Annotated in this window: 18 protein-coding genes and 2 tRNA genes; 12 read left to right on the forward strand and 8 right to left on the reverse strand. The window is 67.6% G+C overall.

Annotated elements, in window-relative coordinates:
* Positions 1–16: 16 nt before the first annotated feature.
* Positions 17–262 (reverse strand): hypothetical protein, encoded by a 246-nt coding sequence (locus ACFQEY_RS16895; protein WP_379770877.1) that lies wholly within the window; start codon positions 260–262, stop codon positions 17–19.
* 155 nt (positions 263–417) lie between these two features.
* On the opposite strand from ACFQEY_RS16895, the gene ACFQEY_RS16900 reads away from it, so the two are divergent.
* The 7 genes from ACFQEY_RS16900 to ACFQEY_RS16930 all read left to right on the forward strand — a co-directional run bounded on the left by ACFQEY_RS16900 (position 418) and on the right by ACFQEY_RS16930 (position 6,696).
* Positions 418–2,274: a site-2 protease family protein gene (locus tag ACFQEY_RS16900; RefSeq protein WP_379770880.1), complete on the forward strand. Its 1,857-nt coding sequence runs from the start codon at positions 418–420 to the stop codon at positions 2,272–2,274.
* 94 nt (positions 2,275–2,368) lie between these two features.
* Entirely contained in the window at positions 2,369–3,667 is a 1,299-nt protein-coding gene (locus tag ACFQEY_RS16905; RefSeq protein WP_379770882.1) for an ornithine cyclodeaminase, nickel-pincer nucleotide-dependent, read from the forward strand.
* Positions 3,664–4,260, forward strand: coding sequence for a GNAT family N-acetyltransferase (locus tag ACFQEY_RS16910; RefSeq protein ID WP_379770884.1), 597 nt, complete (start codon positions 3,664–3,666; stop codon positions 4,258–4,260). The genes ACFQEY_RS16905 and ACFQEY_RS16910 overlap by 4 nt, the downstream gene beginning before the upstream one ends.
* 172 nt (positions 4,261–4,432) lie before the next feature.
* Positions 4,433–4,858: a universal stress protein gene (locus ACFQEY_RS16915; protein WP_379770887.1), complete on the forward strand. Its 426-nt coding sequence runs from the start codon at positions 4,433–4,435 to the stop codon at positions 4,856–4,858.
* A gap of 91 nt (positions 4,859–4,949) precedes the next feature.
* Positions 4,950–5,822 (forward strand): sulfurtransferase, encoded by an 873-nt coding sequence (locus ACFQEY_RS16920; protein WP_379770889.1) that lies wholly within the window; start codon positions 4,950–4,952, stop codon positions 5,820–5,822.
* Between the two features lie 132 nt (positions 5,823–5,954).
* The gene (locus ACFQEY_RS16925) at positions 5,955–6,188 is read left to right on the forward strand and encodes a YgaP family membrane protein (RefSeq protein ID WP_379770892.1); all 234 of its coding nucleotides are present in this window, start codon (positions 5,955–5,957) and stop codon (positions 6,186–6,188) included.
* Between the two features lie 178 nt (positions 6,189–6,366).
* Complete coding sequence (locus ACFQEY_RS16930; protein ID WP_379770894.1) at positions 6,367–6,696, forward strand: transcription factor S; 330 nt, start codon at positions 6,367–6,369, stop codon at positions 6,694–6,696.
* 7 nt (positions 6,697–6,703) lie between these two features.
* Here the strand turns inward: ACFQEY_RS16930 and ACFQEY_RS16935 are convergent, their stop codons facing one another.
* From ACFQEY_RS16935 to ACFQEY_RS16965, 7 genes are all read right to left on the reverse strand, one after another.
* Complete coding sequence (locus tag ACFQEY_RS16935) at positions 6,704–7,354, reverse strand: alpha/beta hydrolase (protein ID WP_379770896.1); 651 nt, start codon at positions 7,352–7,354, stop codon at positions 6,704–6,706.
* 34 nt (positions 7,355–7,388) lie between these two features.
* The gene (locus ACFQEY_RS16940; RefSeq protein ID WP_379770898.1) at positions 7,389–7,787 is read right to left on the reverse strand and encodes a DUF5778 family protein; all 399 of its coding nucleotides are present in this window, start codon (positions 7,785–7,787) and stop codon (positions 7,389–7,391) included.
* A gap of 65 nt (positions 7,788–7,852) precedes the next feature.
* The gene (locus tag ACFQEY_RS16945) at positions 7,853–8,914 is read right to left on the reverse strand and encodes an HhH-GPD family protein (protein WP_379770900.1); all 1,062 of its coding nucleotides are present in this window, start codon (positions 8,912–8,914) and stop codon (positions 7,853–7,855) included.
* Positions 8,915–8,939: 25 nt separating this feature from the next.
* The gene (locus ACFQEY_RS16950) at positions 8,940–9,623 is read right to left on the reverse strand and encodes a DUF7384 family protein (RefSeq protein WP_379770962.1); all 684 of its coding nucleotides are present in this window, start codon (positions 9,621–9,623) and stop codon (positions 8,940–8,942) included.
* 85 nt (positions 9,624–9,708) lie between these two features.
* Positions 9,709–10,407, reverse strand: a complete 699-nt coding sequence (locus ACFQEY_RS16955; RefSeq protein WP_379770902.1) for a haloacid dehalogenase type II — start codon at positions 10,405–10,407, stop codon at positions 9,709–9,711.
* Between the two features lie 189 nt (positions 10,408–10,596).
* Positions 10,597–10,668 (reverse strand) — tRNA-Thr (locus ACFQEY_RS16960).
* Positions 10,669–10,796: 128 nt separating this feature from the next.
* Positions 10,797–11,462: a DUF7114 family protein gene (locus ACFQEY_RS16965; RefSeq protein ID WP_379770905.1), complete on the reverse strand. Its 666-nt coding sequence runs from the start codon at positions 11,460–11,462 to the stop codon at positions 10,797–10,799.
* A gap of 59 nt (positions 11,463–11,521) precedes the next feature.
* On the opposite strand from ACFQEY_RS16965, the gene ACFQEY_RS16970 reads away from it, so the two are divergent.
* From ACFQEY_RS16970 to mch, 5 genes are all read left to right on the forward strand, one after another.
* On the forward strand, positions 11,522–12,217 hold the full coding sequence (locus tag ACFQEY_RS16970; protein WP_379770907.1) for an enoyl-CoA hydratase/isomerase family protein: 696 nt from the start codon (positions 11,522–11,524) through the stop codon (positions 12,215–12,217).
* A 117-nt stretch (positions 12,218–12,334) separates the two neighbouring features.
* A tRNA-Gly gene (locus tag ACFQEY_RS16975) sits at positions 12,335–12,405 on the forward strand.
* Between the two features lie 843 nt (positions 12,406–13,248).
* The gene (locus ACFQEY_RS16980; RefSeq protein ID WP_379770909.1) at positions 13,249–13,770 is read left to right on the forward strand and encodes a hypothetical protein; all 522 of its coding nucleotides are present in this window, start codon (positions 13,249–13,251) and stop codon (positions 13,768–13,770) included.
* Between the two features lie 101 nt (positions 13,771–13,871).
* Positions 13,872–14,210: a hypothetical protein gene (locus ACFQEY_RS16985; RefSeq protein ID WP_379770911.1), complete on the forward strand. Its 339-nt coding sequence runs from the start codon at positions 13,872–13,874 to the stop codon at positions 14,208–14,210.
* 82 nt (positions 14,211–14,292) lie between these two features.
* Positions 14,293–15,231, forward strand: a complete 939-nt coding sequence (gene mch, locus ACFQEY_RS16990; RefSeq protein ID WP_379770914.1) for a methenyltetrahydromethanopterin cyclohydrolase — start codon at positions 14,293–14,295, stop codon at positions 15,229–15,231.
* Positions 15,232–15,236: the final 5 nt, after the last annotated feature.

The following is a 15,236-nucleotide window of genomic DNA, read 5'->3' on the forward strand; positions in this document are numbered from 1 at the left end:
CCGGGTCGTTCGGGAGCTACTCCGTTTTCGTCCGTCCGCGACCGCCGAGCGACGGGAGCGTCACGCCGATTTCGTTGAGAAGCGCGCCGACGGCGGCGTACCCAAGCGCGAGTACCGAGGCGACGAGAATGACCTGCCCGACGACGACGAGAAGGGCCGACACCGGGTCGCCAGCGCCGAGGATGAGGTCGTTCAGGAAGATGTCGACGAACCGACTGACGTCCCCAACGAGCCGGGAGACGAAATCGATGAGCGCGTTCATAAGCGTTGGTTGATCCGGGGGGTACTTGGGTGTTGAGTTCGCGGCCGTACTGCTGGCCCGCGGTCGCACCTCCGTCGGGTCGGATCCGCATCGCTGGCGACGATCGGTTTCGACAACCGAACGCCTTACACCCGGCCGACCCGGATCCATTCGTCATGAACACGTTGCTGTGGGTCCTCACGGGGATCCTCGCGTACTCCGCGGTGGCGCTGTGGCTGCGGGACCGGGGGATCCTTCCCGACTCCGTCCGCGTCTCCGGGCCGATACTGACGCTCCGCACCCACCGCGGCCGGGCGTTCCTCGATCGGCTCGCCGGCCCGAAGCGGCTCTGGCGGGCCGTCGCGAACCTCGGTCTCGGCGGGGCGCTCGTGGCGATGGTCGGATCGTTCGTCCTGATCGTCGACTCCGCGTGGTCAACGCTCGGAACCGCCCAGCCGTCGGCGATCCGGCAGCCGCAGAACTTCCTCATCATTCCCGGGGTCAACGACTTCCTCCCGCTTTCCGTCGCGCCCGAGATCGTGGCCGGACTCGCAATCGCGATGGTGGTCCACGAGGGAGCTCACGGTCTTCTCTGCCGCGTCGAGGGGATAGACATCGAGTCGATGGGACTCGTGTTTTTCACGCTTCTCCCGGTCGGCGCGTTCGTCGAACCGGACGAGGAGGCGACACAGGAAGTGTCCCGCGGCGCGCGCGCCCGGATGTTCGCCGCCGGAGTCACCGCGAACACCCTCCTCACGATCGTCGTGTTCGCGCTGCTCTTCGGTCCCGTGGTCGGGGCCATCTCCACGGCACCCGGCTACGCGGTCGGCGAGGTGAATCCCGGATCGCCGGCCGCCGCGACCGATATCACACAGGGCGACCGGTTGGTCGAAGTCGCCGGGACGCCGGTCAACACTGCGGAGGAGTTCGAGTCGGCGCTCGCCGACGCCGGCGGGACCGTGACCGTGACGGCCGACGACGGCGACGGCGAGCGGACGGTCGAGGTGGACCGCGAACTCCAGGTGGTCGGCTCCGCGGGCGGGAACCCCCTCGGCGTGACGATCGCCGACGAGCCGCTGACGGTCGAGTCGGTGAACGGCGAGCCGGTGGCGACCGAGGGCGGCTTCTTCGACGCCGTCGGCGACGACGAGCGCGCGACCGTAACGGTGACGGCGGAAACGAGCGACGGATCCAGCGCGACGAACGGTGAAAACGAGACGACCGCCGAGATCCCGATCGGCGCGTACGCGCTCGCGGCACAGGAGGGAGGGCCGCTCCACGACGAGGGCGCGTCCCTCGATGAACCCCTGACCATCGTCGCGATCGACGGCGAGCGCATCCAGAACGACGACGATCTCTCGGCCGTTCTCGCAGACCGCGAACCCGGGGCGACCGTCGAGGTCGCGGCCTACGATACGGACGACGAACGCGTGAGCTACGACGCCGAACTGGACCCGCACCCGAACCGAGAGGGTGGGTTTATCGGCGTCTCGGTCTTCCCGGGCGCCAGCGGTCTCGCGCTCGACGACTTCGGCGTCACCGAGTACCCGGCCGGTGCGTACCTCGAACTGCTCGGCGGCGACGGCGGCGAGGGGGCAACCGATAGTGTGGCAATCGGCGGGCTCACCGACTCGCCGCTCGGGCTCGTGTTCGTCTCGCTCATCCTCCCGCTCGGCAGCCTGTTCGGGCTCCCGTTCAACTTCGCGGGGTTCACCGGCGAACTCACCAACTTCTACGCGGTCGAGGGGACCCTCGCAGTCCTCGGTGGCGGGACGTTCCTGTTGGCGAACCTCCTCTTTTGGACCGGCTGGATCAACATCCAGCTCGCGCTGTTCAACTGCCTGCCGGCGTTCCCGCTCGACGGCGGGCGGATCCTGCGAATGGTCGCCGAGGCGGTGATCAGCCGGGTCCCGCTGTCCGACCGCCACGCCGCGGTCCGGACGGTCACGGTCTCCTCGGGGCTCGTCATGCTCGCCGGACTGATCGCGATGATCTTCGGGAACCAGATCCTTGCCGCGTTCGGACTGCTCTGACCGGTCGAGTCTGCTTTCGCGTCTTCGGATGCCCTTCTCGCGCCGACCCCCGCGAAGGGGAAACCGGTTTCTCCGCGCGTGGAAACGGTGGCGTATGAGCCACTCACGCACCGTCGAGATCGAGGGTCACATCATCGACAGCGGGACGATGCAGCGCTGTTTCGGCGCGGTGATGGATCTGGGCGGCTCCTTCGACGTCGAGCGGTTCGACGTGGGAAAACACGAGAACGAGGAGTCGTACTGTCGGATGACCGTCTCGGCCGGCGACGCGGAGACGTTGCAGGCGATCCTCCACGAGCTACACCAGAACGGTGCCGTACTGGAGGATCCCTCCGACGTCGACCTCGTCGCGGCACCCGCGGACAGGGTCGTCCCGCCGAACTTCTACTCCACCACGAACCACCCGACCGAGGTGCTGTACGACGGAGAGTGGATCGAGGTGGAGCGGATCGAGATGGACTGCGCGCTGGTCGTGGAGCCCGGCGGCGGCCCGGACGGCGAACCGCGGGCGTACACGAAAGTTCTCAACGCGATCGAGGAGGGCGACCTCGTCGCCACCGACCAGTCCGGGATCCGGGTTCGTCCGCCGGAGCGCCCGCGGAGCGGCGGGGGCGCGTTCGGGTTCATGCAAGGCGGCGTGTCTTCCGAGCGTCCCTCGGAGTCGACGATCCGTGAGGTCGCGGAGGAGGTCCGCGAGGTGACCGAGGCCGGGGGCAACGTGATGGTCGTCGCCGGTCCGGCGGTGATCCACTCCGGTGCTGGCGACGCGCTCGCCGACCTGGTCGAGGCGGGGTACGTCGACGCGCTCTCGGCAGGCAACGGCTTCGCCACCCACGACCTCGAACGCTCGCTGTACGGCACGTCGCTCGGGATGGACGTCGAGACGCTCGAACATCCGCGAAAGGGACACAAACACCACATCTGGACGATCTCGGAGATCATCCGCGCGGGCGGGATCGAGGCGGCCGTCGACGACGGGATCGTGACGGAGGGCGTGATGTACCAGTGCGTCGAAAACGGCGTCGACACCGTCCTCGCGGGCTCGATCCGCGACGACGGCCCGCTTCCCGACACGATCACCGACGCGGTCGAGGCCCAGGACGCGATCCGCGGGCAGGCGCACGACGCCGACATCGTGTTGATGCTCGCGACCCTGCTCCACTCGGTCGCGGTCGGCAACTGCCTCCCGTCGACGACGAAGACCGTCTGCGTCGACATCAACCCCGCCACGGTCACGCAACTGCTCGATCGGGGGTCGGCGCAGGCGGTCGGGATGGTCACCGACATCGGGACGTTCGTCCCGACGCTCGCGGAGTTCGTGCTGGGTGACGACGCGGACGGAGCGGATCGAGGCGCGGACGGAGCGGACCGAGACGCCGAGGAGTTGACGTGACCGTCGACGTTCGTCCGTACGATCCGGCGGCCGACGCGGGCGCGCTCTACGACCGAAAGCTCGCCTTCGAGCGCGGCCTGGGCGAGAGCACCGGCGGCGAGGGAAAGGCGGCCGCCTACGAGGGGAAGCTCACCGACGAGTACCGCGAACGGTGGCTCGCATGGGTCGAGCGCTGTACCGACGACGACGAGCGGTGTGTGACGGTCGCGATTGACGGAAAGAGGACCGCCGGAAGCAACGATGACAGCGGCAGCAACACCGACCGAGGTGGTGACAGCGGTAGCAACACCGACCGAGACGGTGACAGCGGTAGCGATCTCGTCGGCTACGTCTTCGTCCTTCCCGAACGCCTCGCGATGATCTGGGACGCCGCCGTGATCAACGAACTCTACGTCGCGCCCGACCACCGCGGAGCCGGCGTCGCCGACGAACTTATGCGAGCCGCGATCGACATCGCCGCCGATCAGGACCTCCCGCTCGATCGGATCGTTCTCGACGTCGATCCCGCGAACGGGCGCGCCAAGGCTTTCTACAACCGGCACGGGTTCGAGACGTGGGGCGAGATGGTCGCGCGACCAGTCGAGACGGAGTGAGTGCGTAACCGGCCGAAAAGGGTGAGTGCGTAACCGGCCGAAAAGGGGTGAGCGTGCGGCCGATCGGATCGAGTGGGCGTGCGGCCGGCAGTCGAAACCACCATCCCGGCTCGTATTCGGACCGCGGGAACGGCGGATAGAAGTTATGTGGGTTCCGGTCTCATCTCCGGGTATGAGCTATCTCGTTGCGACCGACGGATCGACGGAGAGCGACGAGGCCGTCAGGTACGCCGCGCGGCAGGCGGTCGCGTTCTACGAGACGCTGGAAATCGTCCACGTGCTGACGCCGGACTCGGAACTGGTCGACGGGACGATCGTCCTGCCGGGCGAGGAGGCCGCGGTCGAGGCGGGCGAGGGGGTTCTCTCGAACGCTCGCACTATCGCGGAGGAGGCGGTCGGTGACGAGCCGATCGACGTCGAGATGCAACTGCTGACGGGCCGGCCGGCCGACGCTATCATCCAGTACGCGGACGAGGCCCCCGTGGACGCGATCTACGTCGGCCACCGCGGGCTCTCCGCCGAACGCGAGCAGGTCGTCGGCAGCGTCGCGAAGAGCGTCGTCGACAAGGCTGACGTTCCCGTGACGGTGATCCGGTAGGCGCGGTGTAGATCCGGCGCGGCGTCCGAGACGCCGGCAACGACCACCAGTATCGGGGCTTCAAAACCGTTCGGGTGCGTACTACGGGGTGATGACGGACGACGTACTCGTCACGGCGGACTGGGTGGAATCGAACCTGGAGAAGTTCCAGAGCGACGACCCCGACTACCGGCTCGTCGAGATCAACAACCCGACGGTCACGGACGACTCGGACTACACGCCCTACGAGAAGGGGCACGTTCCGGGCGCGCTGAACTTCGCGTGGGACGAGGTCTTCACCGACGAGACCGAACGCGACATCGTCTCGAAGGAGGACTTCGCGGAGCGAAACGGCGACGCGGGTATCACGGCCGACTCGACGGTCGTGGTGTACGGCGGCGGTCGAGTTCCCAACTGGTTCGCGCTCTTCGGCTACTGGATCTACAAGTACTACGGCCACGACGACGTGCGCGTGATCGACGGCGGGAAAGGGTACTGGGTCGCCAACGACTATCCGCTCTCGACCGACGAGCCCGACTTCCCGGCCCAGGAGTACGAGGCACGCGGCCCCTTCGAGAGCGTCCGGGCGTACAAAGACGACATCGACAATGCCATCGAGGAGGGGCTCCCGATGGTCGACGTGCGCTCCCCCGAGGAGTTCTCCGGTGAGGTCATCGCCCCTGAAGGGCTCAACGAGACGGCCCAGCGCGGCGGCCACATCCCCGGCGCGAGCAACGTCCCGATCGGGACCACCCTGAACGAGGATGGGACGTTCAAGAGCGCCGACGAGCTGCGCGAGCTGTATGCCGACGCCGGCGTCGACGGCGACGAGTCGACGATCGCCTACTGCCGCGTCGGCGAGCGCTCGTCGATCGAGTGGTTCCTCCTGCACGAACTGCTCGGCTACGACGACGTCCGAAACTACGACGGTTCGTGGACCGAGTGGGGTAACCTCGTCGGTGCACCGATCGAGACCGGAAACTAGGCCAGAAACGAGGCCGTAAACGAGAGCGGAAACGAGACCGCCCGCGAACTCCCGGCCCTACTTTCGTATTTTCGCCCACAAACGCGAACAGCCGTGCAAACGTATTTACGGTTGTGTGCTGTATTGTGAATTATGGACCAGAACGTTGGTATCACGGACAAGCGCGTCAGAACGGCTCTCGGCGCAGTCTCGGGAATCGTCTCGCTGGCATCCCTCGCCGGTGTCGTTCCCCTCCCCGGAATCGCGTCGCTCGCGCTCGGTATCGCCGCCCTGATCATGCTCGGCACCGCGGCGACGGGATTTTGCGGGCTCTACGCGCTGCTCGGCGTGGACACCTGTCCGGCGTCGACGGGCGGCTCGCGGTAGGAACCCTGAAACTGCGATAGATCGCGGGAGCACGTATCGCAGACCGCCGTCAGCCACGTGGTATTTAAAGATGAAGAGTGCGACGGCGACGGTTGCAATATAAACGCGCCTCACATCGCTCCTCCTTGAGTCCGCAGTCAGGGGAGCTAAACCCCTCGGCACCGTACGCGATGCGTATATGCAGTTCTGTGACGACTGCGGCTCGATGATGGTCTCTCGCGACGGGGAGATGGTGTGTCAAAACGACGACTGCGGTGCCACCACCGAGCGCGACGAGGCGCTCGCCGCGGAGTTCGAGTCGACGACCGAACAGACCGGCGACGAGGTAATCGAGACCGAGGAGGGCGCGAACTTCGAGGGGAAGCCGACCGCGACCGACGTGGTCTGCGACGAGTGCGGCCACGACGAGGCGTGGTACACGATCAAACAGACCGGTGCCGCCGACGAGCCACCGACGCGCTTTTTTAAATGTAAGGAGTGCGGCCGTCGCTGGCGCGGATACAACTGACCCCCCTTTATAAACCGTCACTCAGCCGCGGCTCGAAAAACGTCGCCACCGCCTCACCCACGTCACTGGCACGCCCGACGAAGAAGTGGTCTGAGTCGAAGGCGACCGTCTCGATCTCCAGTTCCGTGGCCCGCTCGACCACGGGCTCCCAGTCGGCGGTCGAGTCGCGCGTCGCGTACAGGATCCGAGTCGGGACGCCGTGATCGACGAGGTCGTCGAGGGCGGCGATCGCGTCGACGTCCGGATTCAGGCGCGCGGTGGGCGCGAGCGCGCAGACGCCCACAAGCTCGGGACGTGAGGCGGCCGTTACGAGCGCGACCGTTCCCCCGAACGAGAACCCGAACAGCCCCACGCGCTCGTAGCGCTCGACCGGCCAGCCGACCGCCTCGTCCGCGTCAGTGCTCTCGCCGTACCCCTCGTCCCAGTCGCCGTAATCGATCCGAAGGCAGTCGATCCCGCGTTCGTTCAGCGCGTCGCTCACGGCGGTCAGGCGCTCGTCGCCGCGGTGACCCCGGTGTTGCGGGTGCGGCGGACAGGCGACGACGATCGAGTCGGATCGGACATCGTCGCTTGCATCCGGTCCCGTCCCGTCGCTCGCGGCGAGGTCGAGACTGGCACGCACGTCGCGGCCGCCGGGGATGAGGACGGTGTCGGTCACGGGTGGGAGACGGGATCGGCCTGTCGCCGACAGCTCACGGGACCTGTGTCACGCGGTCGACGCCGTCGAGGTCGGAAAGGTCGGCCGCGAGCGCGTCTTGCTCGACGTCGGCCTCGTAATAGAAGACGAGATCGAAGGTGCCGTTCCGGAGGAGTTGCTGGCACTCCCAGACGAACGCCTCGTCGTCGAGGGTGAGTCCCTGAAACTGGTTCGAGGAGAAGTTCGTGTCGTCGTTGCCGGCCTCGATGTACGTCTCGCCCTTCTCGGCGTGGTCGGCGATGATCTCGTTGATCGCGACCGTCAGTTCGTGCATCTCCAGGTCCTCGTCCCCGCCGAGCGTCGTGTGGACGATACAGCCCAGCAGTTCGACGTCGCCCGGCTCCAAGAGCGCCTTCGTCCGCGTGTAGAGGTCGGAATCGACGGTTTCGCTCATGATTGATCTTGCGCCTCCGTTTATAAACGAATGACGATTCCCCGCCGGTCGCTCGATCTCGGACCTCATCGGCGGAGCGAGACGACGGCCTCGCCCGTGACGTCACCGGTCTGACGCGTCTCCATCGTCACGAGTCCGTCGTCCGCGAGGTCCGCGACCAGCCCGCGCAGCCACTCTCGGCCGTGCTCGCCGTCGGGCGAATAGTCGACGCGAACGCGGGGACCGAGCTCGTCGAGTACCAATTCGTCGTACTCGCCGAGAACCCGAACGACACGTCCGCGAAACTGTCGCCGACTCCCCTCGAAGCTCGGCTGCTCGGGTACGTCGGGCGCGGTGAAGTCGCCCGTCTCGTAGGCGTGACACCACCTGCGCCAGGGACACCTCGCCTCGTCACAGCGCGGGGTCGTCCCGCAGGCGACGCCGCCGAGCTCCATGATCGCGTTGTTCCAGACGCGAGAGTCTCCGTGTGGCATCACGTGCGAGGCGACCCGGGAGAACGCCGAATCGTCGTCGGGAACCGCGAAGGCGCGGTGGAGCACACGTTTCACATTGGTGTCGACGACGGCGTCTCCGTTGTTGAACGCGAACGACGCCACCGCGTTCGCGGTGTACGGGCCGACGCCCATCAGCTCCTGGAGGTCGTCGGGCGACTCCGGGAAGGACCCACCGTAGTCGTCTTCGACCTGTCCGGCGGCCTCGTGGAGGTACTTTGCGCGGTTGTTGTACCCGAGCGAGTGGTCGGACCAGAACGCGACCACGTCGGCGCGGTCGGCGGCAGCGAGGGCGGCCGTCGTCGGCCACTCGGCGAGGAAGTCCTCCCACGCGGGGACGACCCGGTCGAGCTGGGTCTGCTGGCTCATCACCTCGCTGACGAGGATTTCGTAGGGGTCGTCCGTGCGCCGCCACGGGAAGTCCCGGTGGTCAGCCTCGTACCAATCGACGAGCGCACCGCGAACCGCGTCGATATCCGCGGGAAGCGCGGGAGCGTCGCCGTCGAGTGCGGGAGCGTCGCCGTCGAGCGCGGGAGCGTCATCGTCGAGTGCGGGAGTGTCGTCCTCGGCGATGCCGTCGCCGCCGGGACCACCCTCGACGGGCTCCTCCCCCGAAGACGCGTCCGAATCGGTCATTGTCGCCCGTCGGGTCGGCGGCCGTTTATCCGTGCTGGTCTCCGTCGGTCTTGCTCCGGACGGCCCCCAACGAGCGCGGGTCGCGGTCCGGCCCCGGATACTCACCGCCGACGGTCTCGGGATACAGCCCCCTCGGCGAGAACACGGTCGCGAACGCTCGGGGGTCGCGGACGCTCACCGGCATCCGATCGCGGAGCCCGGCCGCGGCCTTCGGTCCCGTGAGAGAGGGATCGAGGCTCACCACCTGCATCGCGCCGCCGCGGTAGGCCGACGCCAGCGCCGGGTGATCGTTCGTGGGATGCGCGACCGGCTCGCGCCACGCCTCCACCGCGGCGCGCCAGTCCGCCGCCAGTTCGTCGTCCGCGAGCGCGGCGATCACGGCTTCCGCGTCGTCGAGCAGCGGATCGCTTGCGACGAGCGTCGTCCACGAGTGCGAGCGCAACGCGTCGAGCGCCTCGCGGGCCGACCCATCGATGAAGAGGTCCATCGCGAGGACGTCGGCGTCGGCGACCACACGGGCCGGACTCGGGTCGCGATCGGCGGTCGAGAAGTCTTTCGAGGAATCCTCGGTGTGTGAGTCGGCGTCCTCATCGGTTCGAGGGGAGCGGTCGGGATCCGAGTTCGATCGGCGGTCGGCGAGCGCGACGCGCACCGCGTCCTCGGTCGCGTCGTACTCGGCGGCCCGCCCGAACAGGTCGGCGAAGGTCATGGCCGGACCGTGGTCGGCCACGGACATCCGAGTTGCGACTGCTCGCATGACAGTTGTCCACGAAGCCACGTCGGATCCGAGGCCTTCACTCGAGGCGATCCGCGAGATCGTGGAAGCTCTCGATGACGATGTCGGGGTCGGGGCCCAGCTCCTCCTTCGGGAGCGTCTTTCCGGGGCGAGAGACCCACGCGGTCGACATGCCGGCGTGTTTCGCGCCCCAGACGTCGCGCATCCCGCCGCCGGAGGCGTGCAGCACCTCCCCGATCGGCGTGCCCGTTCGCTCGGCGGCGTGTTCGTAGATCCCCGCGTCGGGTTTGTACGTCTCGACCTCGTCGGCGCTGATCGCATCCGTCACGACGTCCCCGAGGCCCGCGGCCGCGACCAGGTGCTCCAGCATCTCGGGCGAGCCGTTCGAGACGATGTACACCTCGTAACCCGCGTCGGTGATCCGTCCGATCCCGTCCTCGACGTCGTCGAAGATCGACAGCTCGTCCTCGTACACGGTGCGTCGGATCTCGTCGCGGGTCGCCTTCGGAACGTCGTGTCCGTTGGCTTCGAGGGCGTATCGGAGGCCCTGTCCGATGAGCTCCCAGAACGGTTGGTACGCGTCGATGTCGTTCGCGATCATCGAGTACTGGAGGTACTGCGCACGCCACAGCTGCGAGACGCTCTCGGCGTCTTCGAGGCCGTCGACGTGCGCTTCGAGCACCGCCTCCTGCGAGCCGATGTCCACGAGCGTGCTGTACGAGTCGACGGTGACCGTCGAGACCGAATCGAAGTCCATACGGGTGGTACCGCACCCCACGTCATAACCGTGGTGAAGCCGGGCACGACGACGCTCTACCGAGTGATAGTTGAGCGAATCGCGATGCGGTAAGAGATGTCCTGTTTACCGAGAGAAACGAATGTTGAACGTGTTTTCTTCAGGTGAGTGTAGCCAACAAGGTGTGCGTACAAGGGGTACGACAGGAAGAGCCTAGGCGGGGATTTGAACCCCGGCTCTCGTCCTTACCAAGGACGCGCTTTACCGCTAAGCTACCCAGGCGCGCAATCAGTCGTTGACCGGATTCGACTTTAGGGGTTTCGATCCGTCGCCGGCGCGTCCGTCGGATCCGGACGCCCGCAGTCGCCCGCAGGGCGCTGTGAGGTCGTTTGTAGGTGCCGCCAGCTCGCTCACCGGTCGGCCGCGCTCACGGCGCGGTCGGAGATGTCGGCGATCCGGTCGGCGGTCGCCTCGGGGAGCGCGCGTCCCGGCGGGGGGAACTCGCCGTCGCAGTCCGTCGCCAGCTCGCGGGCGTAGGTCAGCAGCTCCTCGGGCGGGTCGCCGCCGACGGCGGTGGTGCCGGCGACGACCGCGAGTTCGAGGGCGTCGACCTCCAGGTTGCGGTCGAGCGCCGTCGCCGCGGCGGGGTCGGTTCCCTCGCGATCGCGGAGCGTCTGATCGCGGCCGAACGCGCGAACGACCTCGACCGCAGCAGCGGCCGCGTCGGTACACGCCAGAAGCGAAAAGCCGCGGGAGACGAGCACGTCGGCGGTGAGCACGTCCATGTCGGCGTCGATGTCGGACTCCCGCGTCGGCGCGGTCACCCACGGCTCCTCGTGGGCAACCGCGCGGGTGAGACGGAGCCCCTCGTAGATGAGTTGAACGCCCGCGGCGCGGTCGACGACGTCGTCGGGATCGACGGCGGGATCGACGGCACGGGCGGTGACGAGCGCCAGCACGCCGGGGGTGACGGCGGCGTCTCCGATCCGGGTTTCGAGGGCCGTACGCAGTTGTTCGGGCTCGACGTCCGCGAGCGCCTCGCATGCGGCCTCACGCGCTCGCGCGGCATCGTCCATTGCGCCGTGGTAGTCGAGCGAGGGGCAAAGACCTTTGGAAACGACCGGGATACACGCCCGTGATTCGCATCCGAGACGAGGGTCGCGTCCGCGTCGTGACGCTGGACCGCCCCGACAGCCGAAACGCGCTCCGACCCGCCGATCTGACCGACCTCCGAACCGCCGTCGAGGGCGCGGACGAGCCCGTGACGTACCTCCGCGGCGCGGGCGATGCCTTCTGTGCCGGCGCTGACATCGACGTCGTCGCCGCGCTCGACGACGCCGCGGCGTTCGCGCGGCGCGGCCAGCGGACGATGTCGGCGATCGCGAACGCCGAGACGGTCGTCGTCTGCGGGATCGACGGGGCCGCCCGCGGCGGGGGCGTCGAACTCGCGTTGGCGGCCGACGTTCGGATCGCTACTCCGGCGGCGACGTTCGGCGAACCGGGCGTCTCGTTCGGGCTGTTCGGTGCGTGGGGCGGAACGGTCAGGCTCCCTCGGGTGATGGGCGAGGGTGACGCCTTGGAGTTCGCGCTTTCGGGGCGCGTCCTCGACGCCGACGAGGCGCTTCGCACCGGACTCGTCTCGCGGATCGTCGACGACCCTCGCGCGGTCGCCGACGCGATCGCGGGCGGCAAGTCGGACGCGCTCGCGGTGGTCAAACGTCGGATCCGCGACCGACGTGACGACGAGATGCAGGAGCGCGCGGAGGCCGACGCGTTCGACGACCTCGTCCGCTCGCACGCGGACGAGATCGCGGCCGACCGCGCCGACTGACCTGACCGACTGAGCCGACTGGGCCGATCCGGACCCCCCGCGGGCGATCGTCCCCTCGCCGTCGCCGGATGTGACAGGTTTAAGTGGATCTCGACGTAACTAGCAGTTGCGAAGCACGCACCGGTAGTGTAGTGGTATCACGCAACCTTGCCATGGTTGCAACCCGAGTTCAAATCTCGGCCGGTGCACTCCCTTCGGTCGTTCCTCGGCCTGTCTCCCGCTCGTTTCACTCACGGGAGTCTCGGCCGGTGCATTTCTCGAACGTAGTGAGAGAAATCACCGAGTGATTTGAACTCAGAAAGTCGCAGCGGCGAGCGAAGCGAGCCGACCGTCTTTCCCTAGTTCAAATCTCGGCCGGTGCACTCCCTGCGGTCGTGCCCCGGCCTGTCTCCCGCTCGCTTTGCTCGCGGGAGTCTCGGCCGGTGCATTTCTCGAACGTAATGAGCGCACTATCTGGTATTTAAATGGATACAAGCGGTAGCGATAATCGCTTATAAATAAAATAACGCGGTGGCGCGCCTCCGAGCGCCCGGAGGGCGCGAGGAGCCCGCGAGGGACGCCGCGAGCGAAGCGAGCGGCGAGGTTGGGGAGGTGTGAGGTGCTGTGCAGCGCGGTTGGGTGGACTCAAAGAGGCAGTCGCCGGCGCTACGCGCCGGCTGCCAGAGGCGCTTCGCGCCTCGCTGCCGCGAGGACGAAGGCGCGGGACGCAAGGACCACAGAGAGCGAACGGAGTGAGCGAACGAGGACCGCAGCGACCGCACCGAGTCCTCGCGGCTGGGGCTTTGGAAGTGTTCACCGCGCCGTCAACGAGTTATACGTAAGCGACTGGGGCTTTGGAAGTGTTCACCGCGCCGTCAACGAGTTATACGTAAGCGACTGGGGCTTTGGAAGTGTCCGGTGCCACTTCGAGGACAGCAACAATCACTTAAAAGTGATCTACGGCGTGTGAGCAATTCACCACACCGACGCCGACCGCAACGTACAGACGATCAACGGCAACGATTGATACGAATGCCGCCCGTACGGGACCCATGAGCTACCCGGTCAGCTACTACTGCCCGCACTGCGGAACCCTCGTCGAACTCGACCGCGACGGGTACCTCGCGGACAAGTCGGTGACGCCGTACCCCCTCGACGGATGGACGTACGTCGCACCCGCGGAGCCGTTCGAGGAGGCCGCCGACGGCGTTCGCTTCGTCTGCGGCGAGAGCGACGGCGTCGTCTGGGATCCCCGCGACGGAGTCCGAGGGACGGACGTGAGCGGGACGGAGCGGAGCGACGTCGATGTCGCCGAGGACACCACTAACGCCGCCGCCGAAACCACCAACGCCGCCGATGACGCTACTCCCGATGCGGCCGACCGCGACGGTCCGGGCTGTGGCGAGCCCTTCTACCTCTCCTTCGTTCGCTACGAGGAGGGGCACGAGATTGACCCCCGTCCGGAGACGGAGTTGGTGGAGATCGATCCCGATCCGCGGTCGAGCGGGCCGCGGGGCCCGCGAGGGCCACAGGGACCGGACGGCCCGAACGGAACTGACGGCGGCTTCCGGTAGGTCGCTTCCGAGAGAGGAGGGCCCTCCTCCGGATTCGATCGGCGGACTCGTGCGTCGGAATCGCCCGTAGCATTATGCCGATGAGTCGCGATGAGACATGTATGCCGGACACCAAATCGGGCCGCGAGAAGCAGGCGCGAACGGAGGAACGGCGACAGGCTCAGCGGGACATCTCCGAGGCCCGCGAGCGTGCCGACGAGATGGAGCCGCCGGACGACACGCCGACAGAGTGTTATCGCCGGGGGTGTTCCGAGCCCGCCGCGTTCTCCGTCACCGAACGGTATCTGGAGGACACGGGGAAGGGTGCCGTGGAGGCGACCGCGCTCCTCTGTGTGGACCACACGGTCGCGGAGGGGCCCGCTAACCTGGATCGCGCGTACGACGAGTACGTGTTCCGCATCGACCCGATCGAGGGCGTCGACGTCGAACTCGACGCCTAACTCGGAACACCGTCGAGCTGACCGGGTCCTGCCAGCGCCGACGACAGACAAACCCCTTAATGCGGGAGCGAGAAGGGGGTGCATGGAAAGCATCAATCGGACCGCGATCGAGCTCGTCGACGAGGCGCTCGATTTCGCCGGCGAACTCGACGTCGTCGGCTACGAGCTAGACAACGGTGCCACCGTCGTCGACTTCGGCGTGGACGCGAACGGCGGAGTCGAGGCCGGGCTGTTGCTCGCCGAGATTCAGACCGCCGGCCTCGCGAACCTCCGCACTCGCATGGGCGAGGTCGCGGGCGCGCCGCGCCAGTACGTCGATCTGTCGACCGACCATCCCGCCGTCGCGCTGCTCTGCTCGCAGAAGGCCGGCTGGGAGCTCGCCTTCGAGGACGGCTTCGAGGGGCTCGGCTCCGGGCCCGCCCGCGCCCTCGTCGGACAGGAGACGGAGTTCGAGCGCGTCGGCTACTACGACTCCTCGGAGTTCGCAACCCTCGCCGTCGAGTCCACGACGCTCCCGACGGAGGAGGTGGCGGAACATGTCGCCGACCTCGCAGAGGTCGACCCCGAGGGCGTCTTCCTCCCGACGTACGCCACCGGCTCGACCGCGGGATCGGTCGCGACCGCCGCGCGCGCCGCCGAGCTCGCCGTCTTCCGTCTTCTGGAACTCGGCTACGAGCCGACCGACGTGCTCCACGCCTCCGGATCCGCGCCGATGGCACCCGTCACCCGCGACGAGGACCTCGCGATGGCCCGCACGAACGACGCCTTGGCCTACGGCGGCGAGGTCCACCTGCAGGTCGCCCGCGACGACGACCGCTTCGACCAGATCGTCTCGACGGCCCGCGAGGAGTACGGCACGCCGTTCGCCGAGATATTCGAGGACGCCGGCTGGGACTTCTACGAGGTCGACGAGCGCGTCTTCGCGCCGGCGGAGGTCACCGTCGACGTCGTCGACGGCCCCGTCTACACGGTCGGCGAGACCGACGAGGAGCTGCTCGCGGAGTCGTTCGACTACCGCTGACCTCG

Origin of the sequence: Halorubrum trueperi (assembly GCF_042662525.1) — an archaeon.
Classification (GTDB): Archaea; Halobacteriota; Halobacteria; order Halobacteriales; family Haloferacaceae; genus Halorubrum; species Halorubrum trueperi.

What these genes read in the sequence shown, in the direction of transcription:
- ACFQEY_RS16955 (WP_379770902.1), bottom strand. Translation starts at nt 10,407, where the DNA reads ATGGACTTCGATTCGGTCTCGACGGTCACCGTCGACTCGTACAGCACG.
- ACFQEY_RS16900 (WP_379770880.1), top strand. Translation starts at nt 418, where the DNA reads ATGAACACGTTGCTGTGGGTCCTCACGGGGATCCTCGCGTACTCCGCG.
- ACFQEY_RS16905 (WP_379770882.1), top strand. Translation starts at nt 2,369, where the DNA reads ATGAGCCACTCACGCACCGTCGAGATCGAGGGTCACATCATCGACAGC.
- ACFQEY_RS16985 (WP_379770911.1), top strand. Translation starts at nt 13,872, where the DNA reads ATGCCGGACACCAAATCGGGCCGCGAGAAGCAGGCGCGAACGGAGGAA.
- ACFQEY_RS16895 (WP_379770877.1), bottom strand. Translation starts at nt 262, where the DNA reads ATGAACGCGCTCATCGATTTCGTCTCCCGGCTCGTTGGGGACGTCAGT.
- ACFQEY_RS16915 (WP_379770887.1), top strand. Translation starts at nt 4,433, where the DNA reads ATGAGCTATCTCGTTGCGACCGACGGATCGACGGAGAGCGACGAGGCC.
- ACFQEY_RS16945 (WP_379770900.1), bottom strand. Translation starts at nt 8,914, where the DNA reads ATGACCGATTCGGACGCGTCTTCGGGGGAGGAGCCCGTCGAGGGTGGT.
- mch (WP_379770914.1), top strand. Translation starts at nt 14,293, where the DNA reads ATGGAAAGCATCAATCGGACCGCGATCGAGCTCGTCGACGAGGCGCTC.
- ACFQEY_RS16920 (WP_379770889.1), top strand. Translation starts at nt 4,950, where the DNA reads ATGACGGACGACGTACTCGTCACGGCGGACTGGGTGGAATCGAACCTG.
- ACFQEY_RS16925 (WP_379770892.1), top strand. Translation starts at nt 5,955, where the DNA reads ATGGACCAGAACGTTGGTATCACGGACAAGCGCGTCAGAACGGCTCTC.
- ACFQEY_RS16950 (WP_379770962.1), bottom strand. Translation starts at nt 9,623, where the DNA reads ATGACCTTCGCCGACCTGTTCGGGCGGGCCGCCGAGTACGACGCGACC.
- ACFQEY_RS16965 (WP_379770905.1), bottom strand. Translation starts at nt 11,462, where the DNA reads ATGGACGATGCCGCGCGAGCGCGTGAGGCCGCATGCGAGGCGCTCGCG.
- ACFQEY_RS16940 (WP_379770898.1), bottom strand. Translation starts at nt 7,787, where the DNA reads ATGAGCGAAACCGTCGATTCCGACCTCTACACGCGGACGAAGGCGCTC.
- ACFQEY_RS16980 (WP_379770909.1), top strand. Translation starts at nt 13,249, where the DNA reads ATGAGCTACCCGGTCAGCTACTACTGCCCGCACTGCGGAACCCTCGTC.
- ACFQEY_RS16930 (WP_379770894.1), top strand. Translation starts at nt 6,367, where the DNA reads ATGCAGTTCTGTGACGACTGCGGCTCGATGATGGTCTCTCGCGACGGG.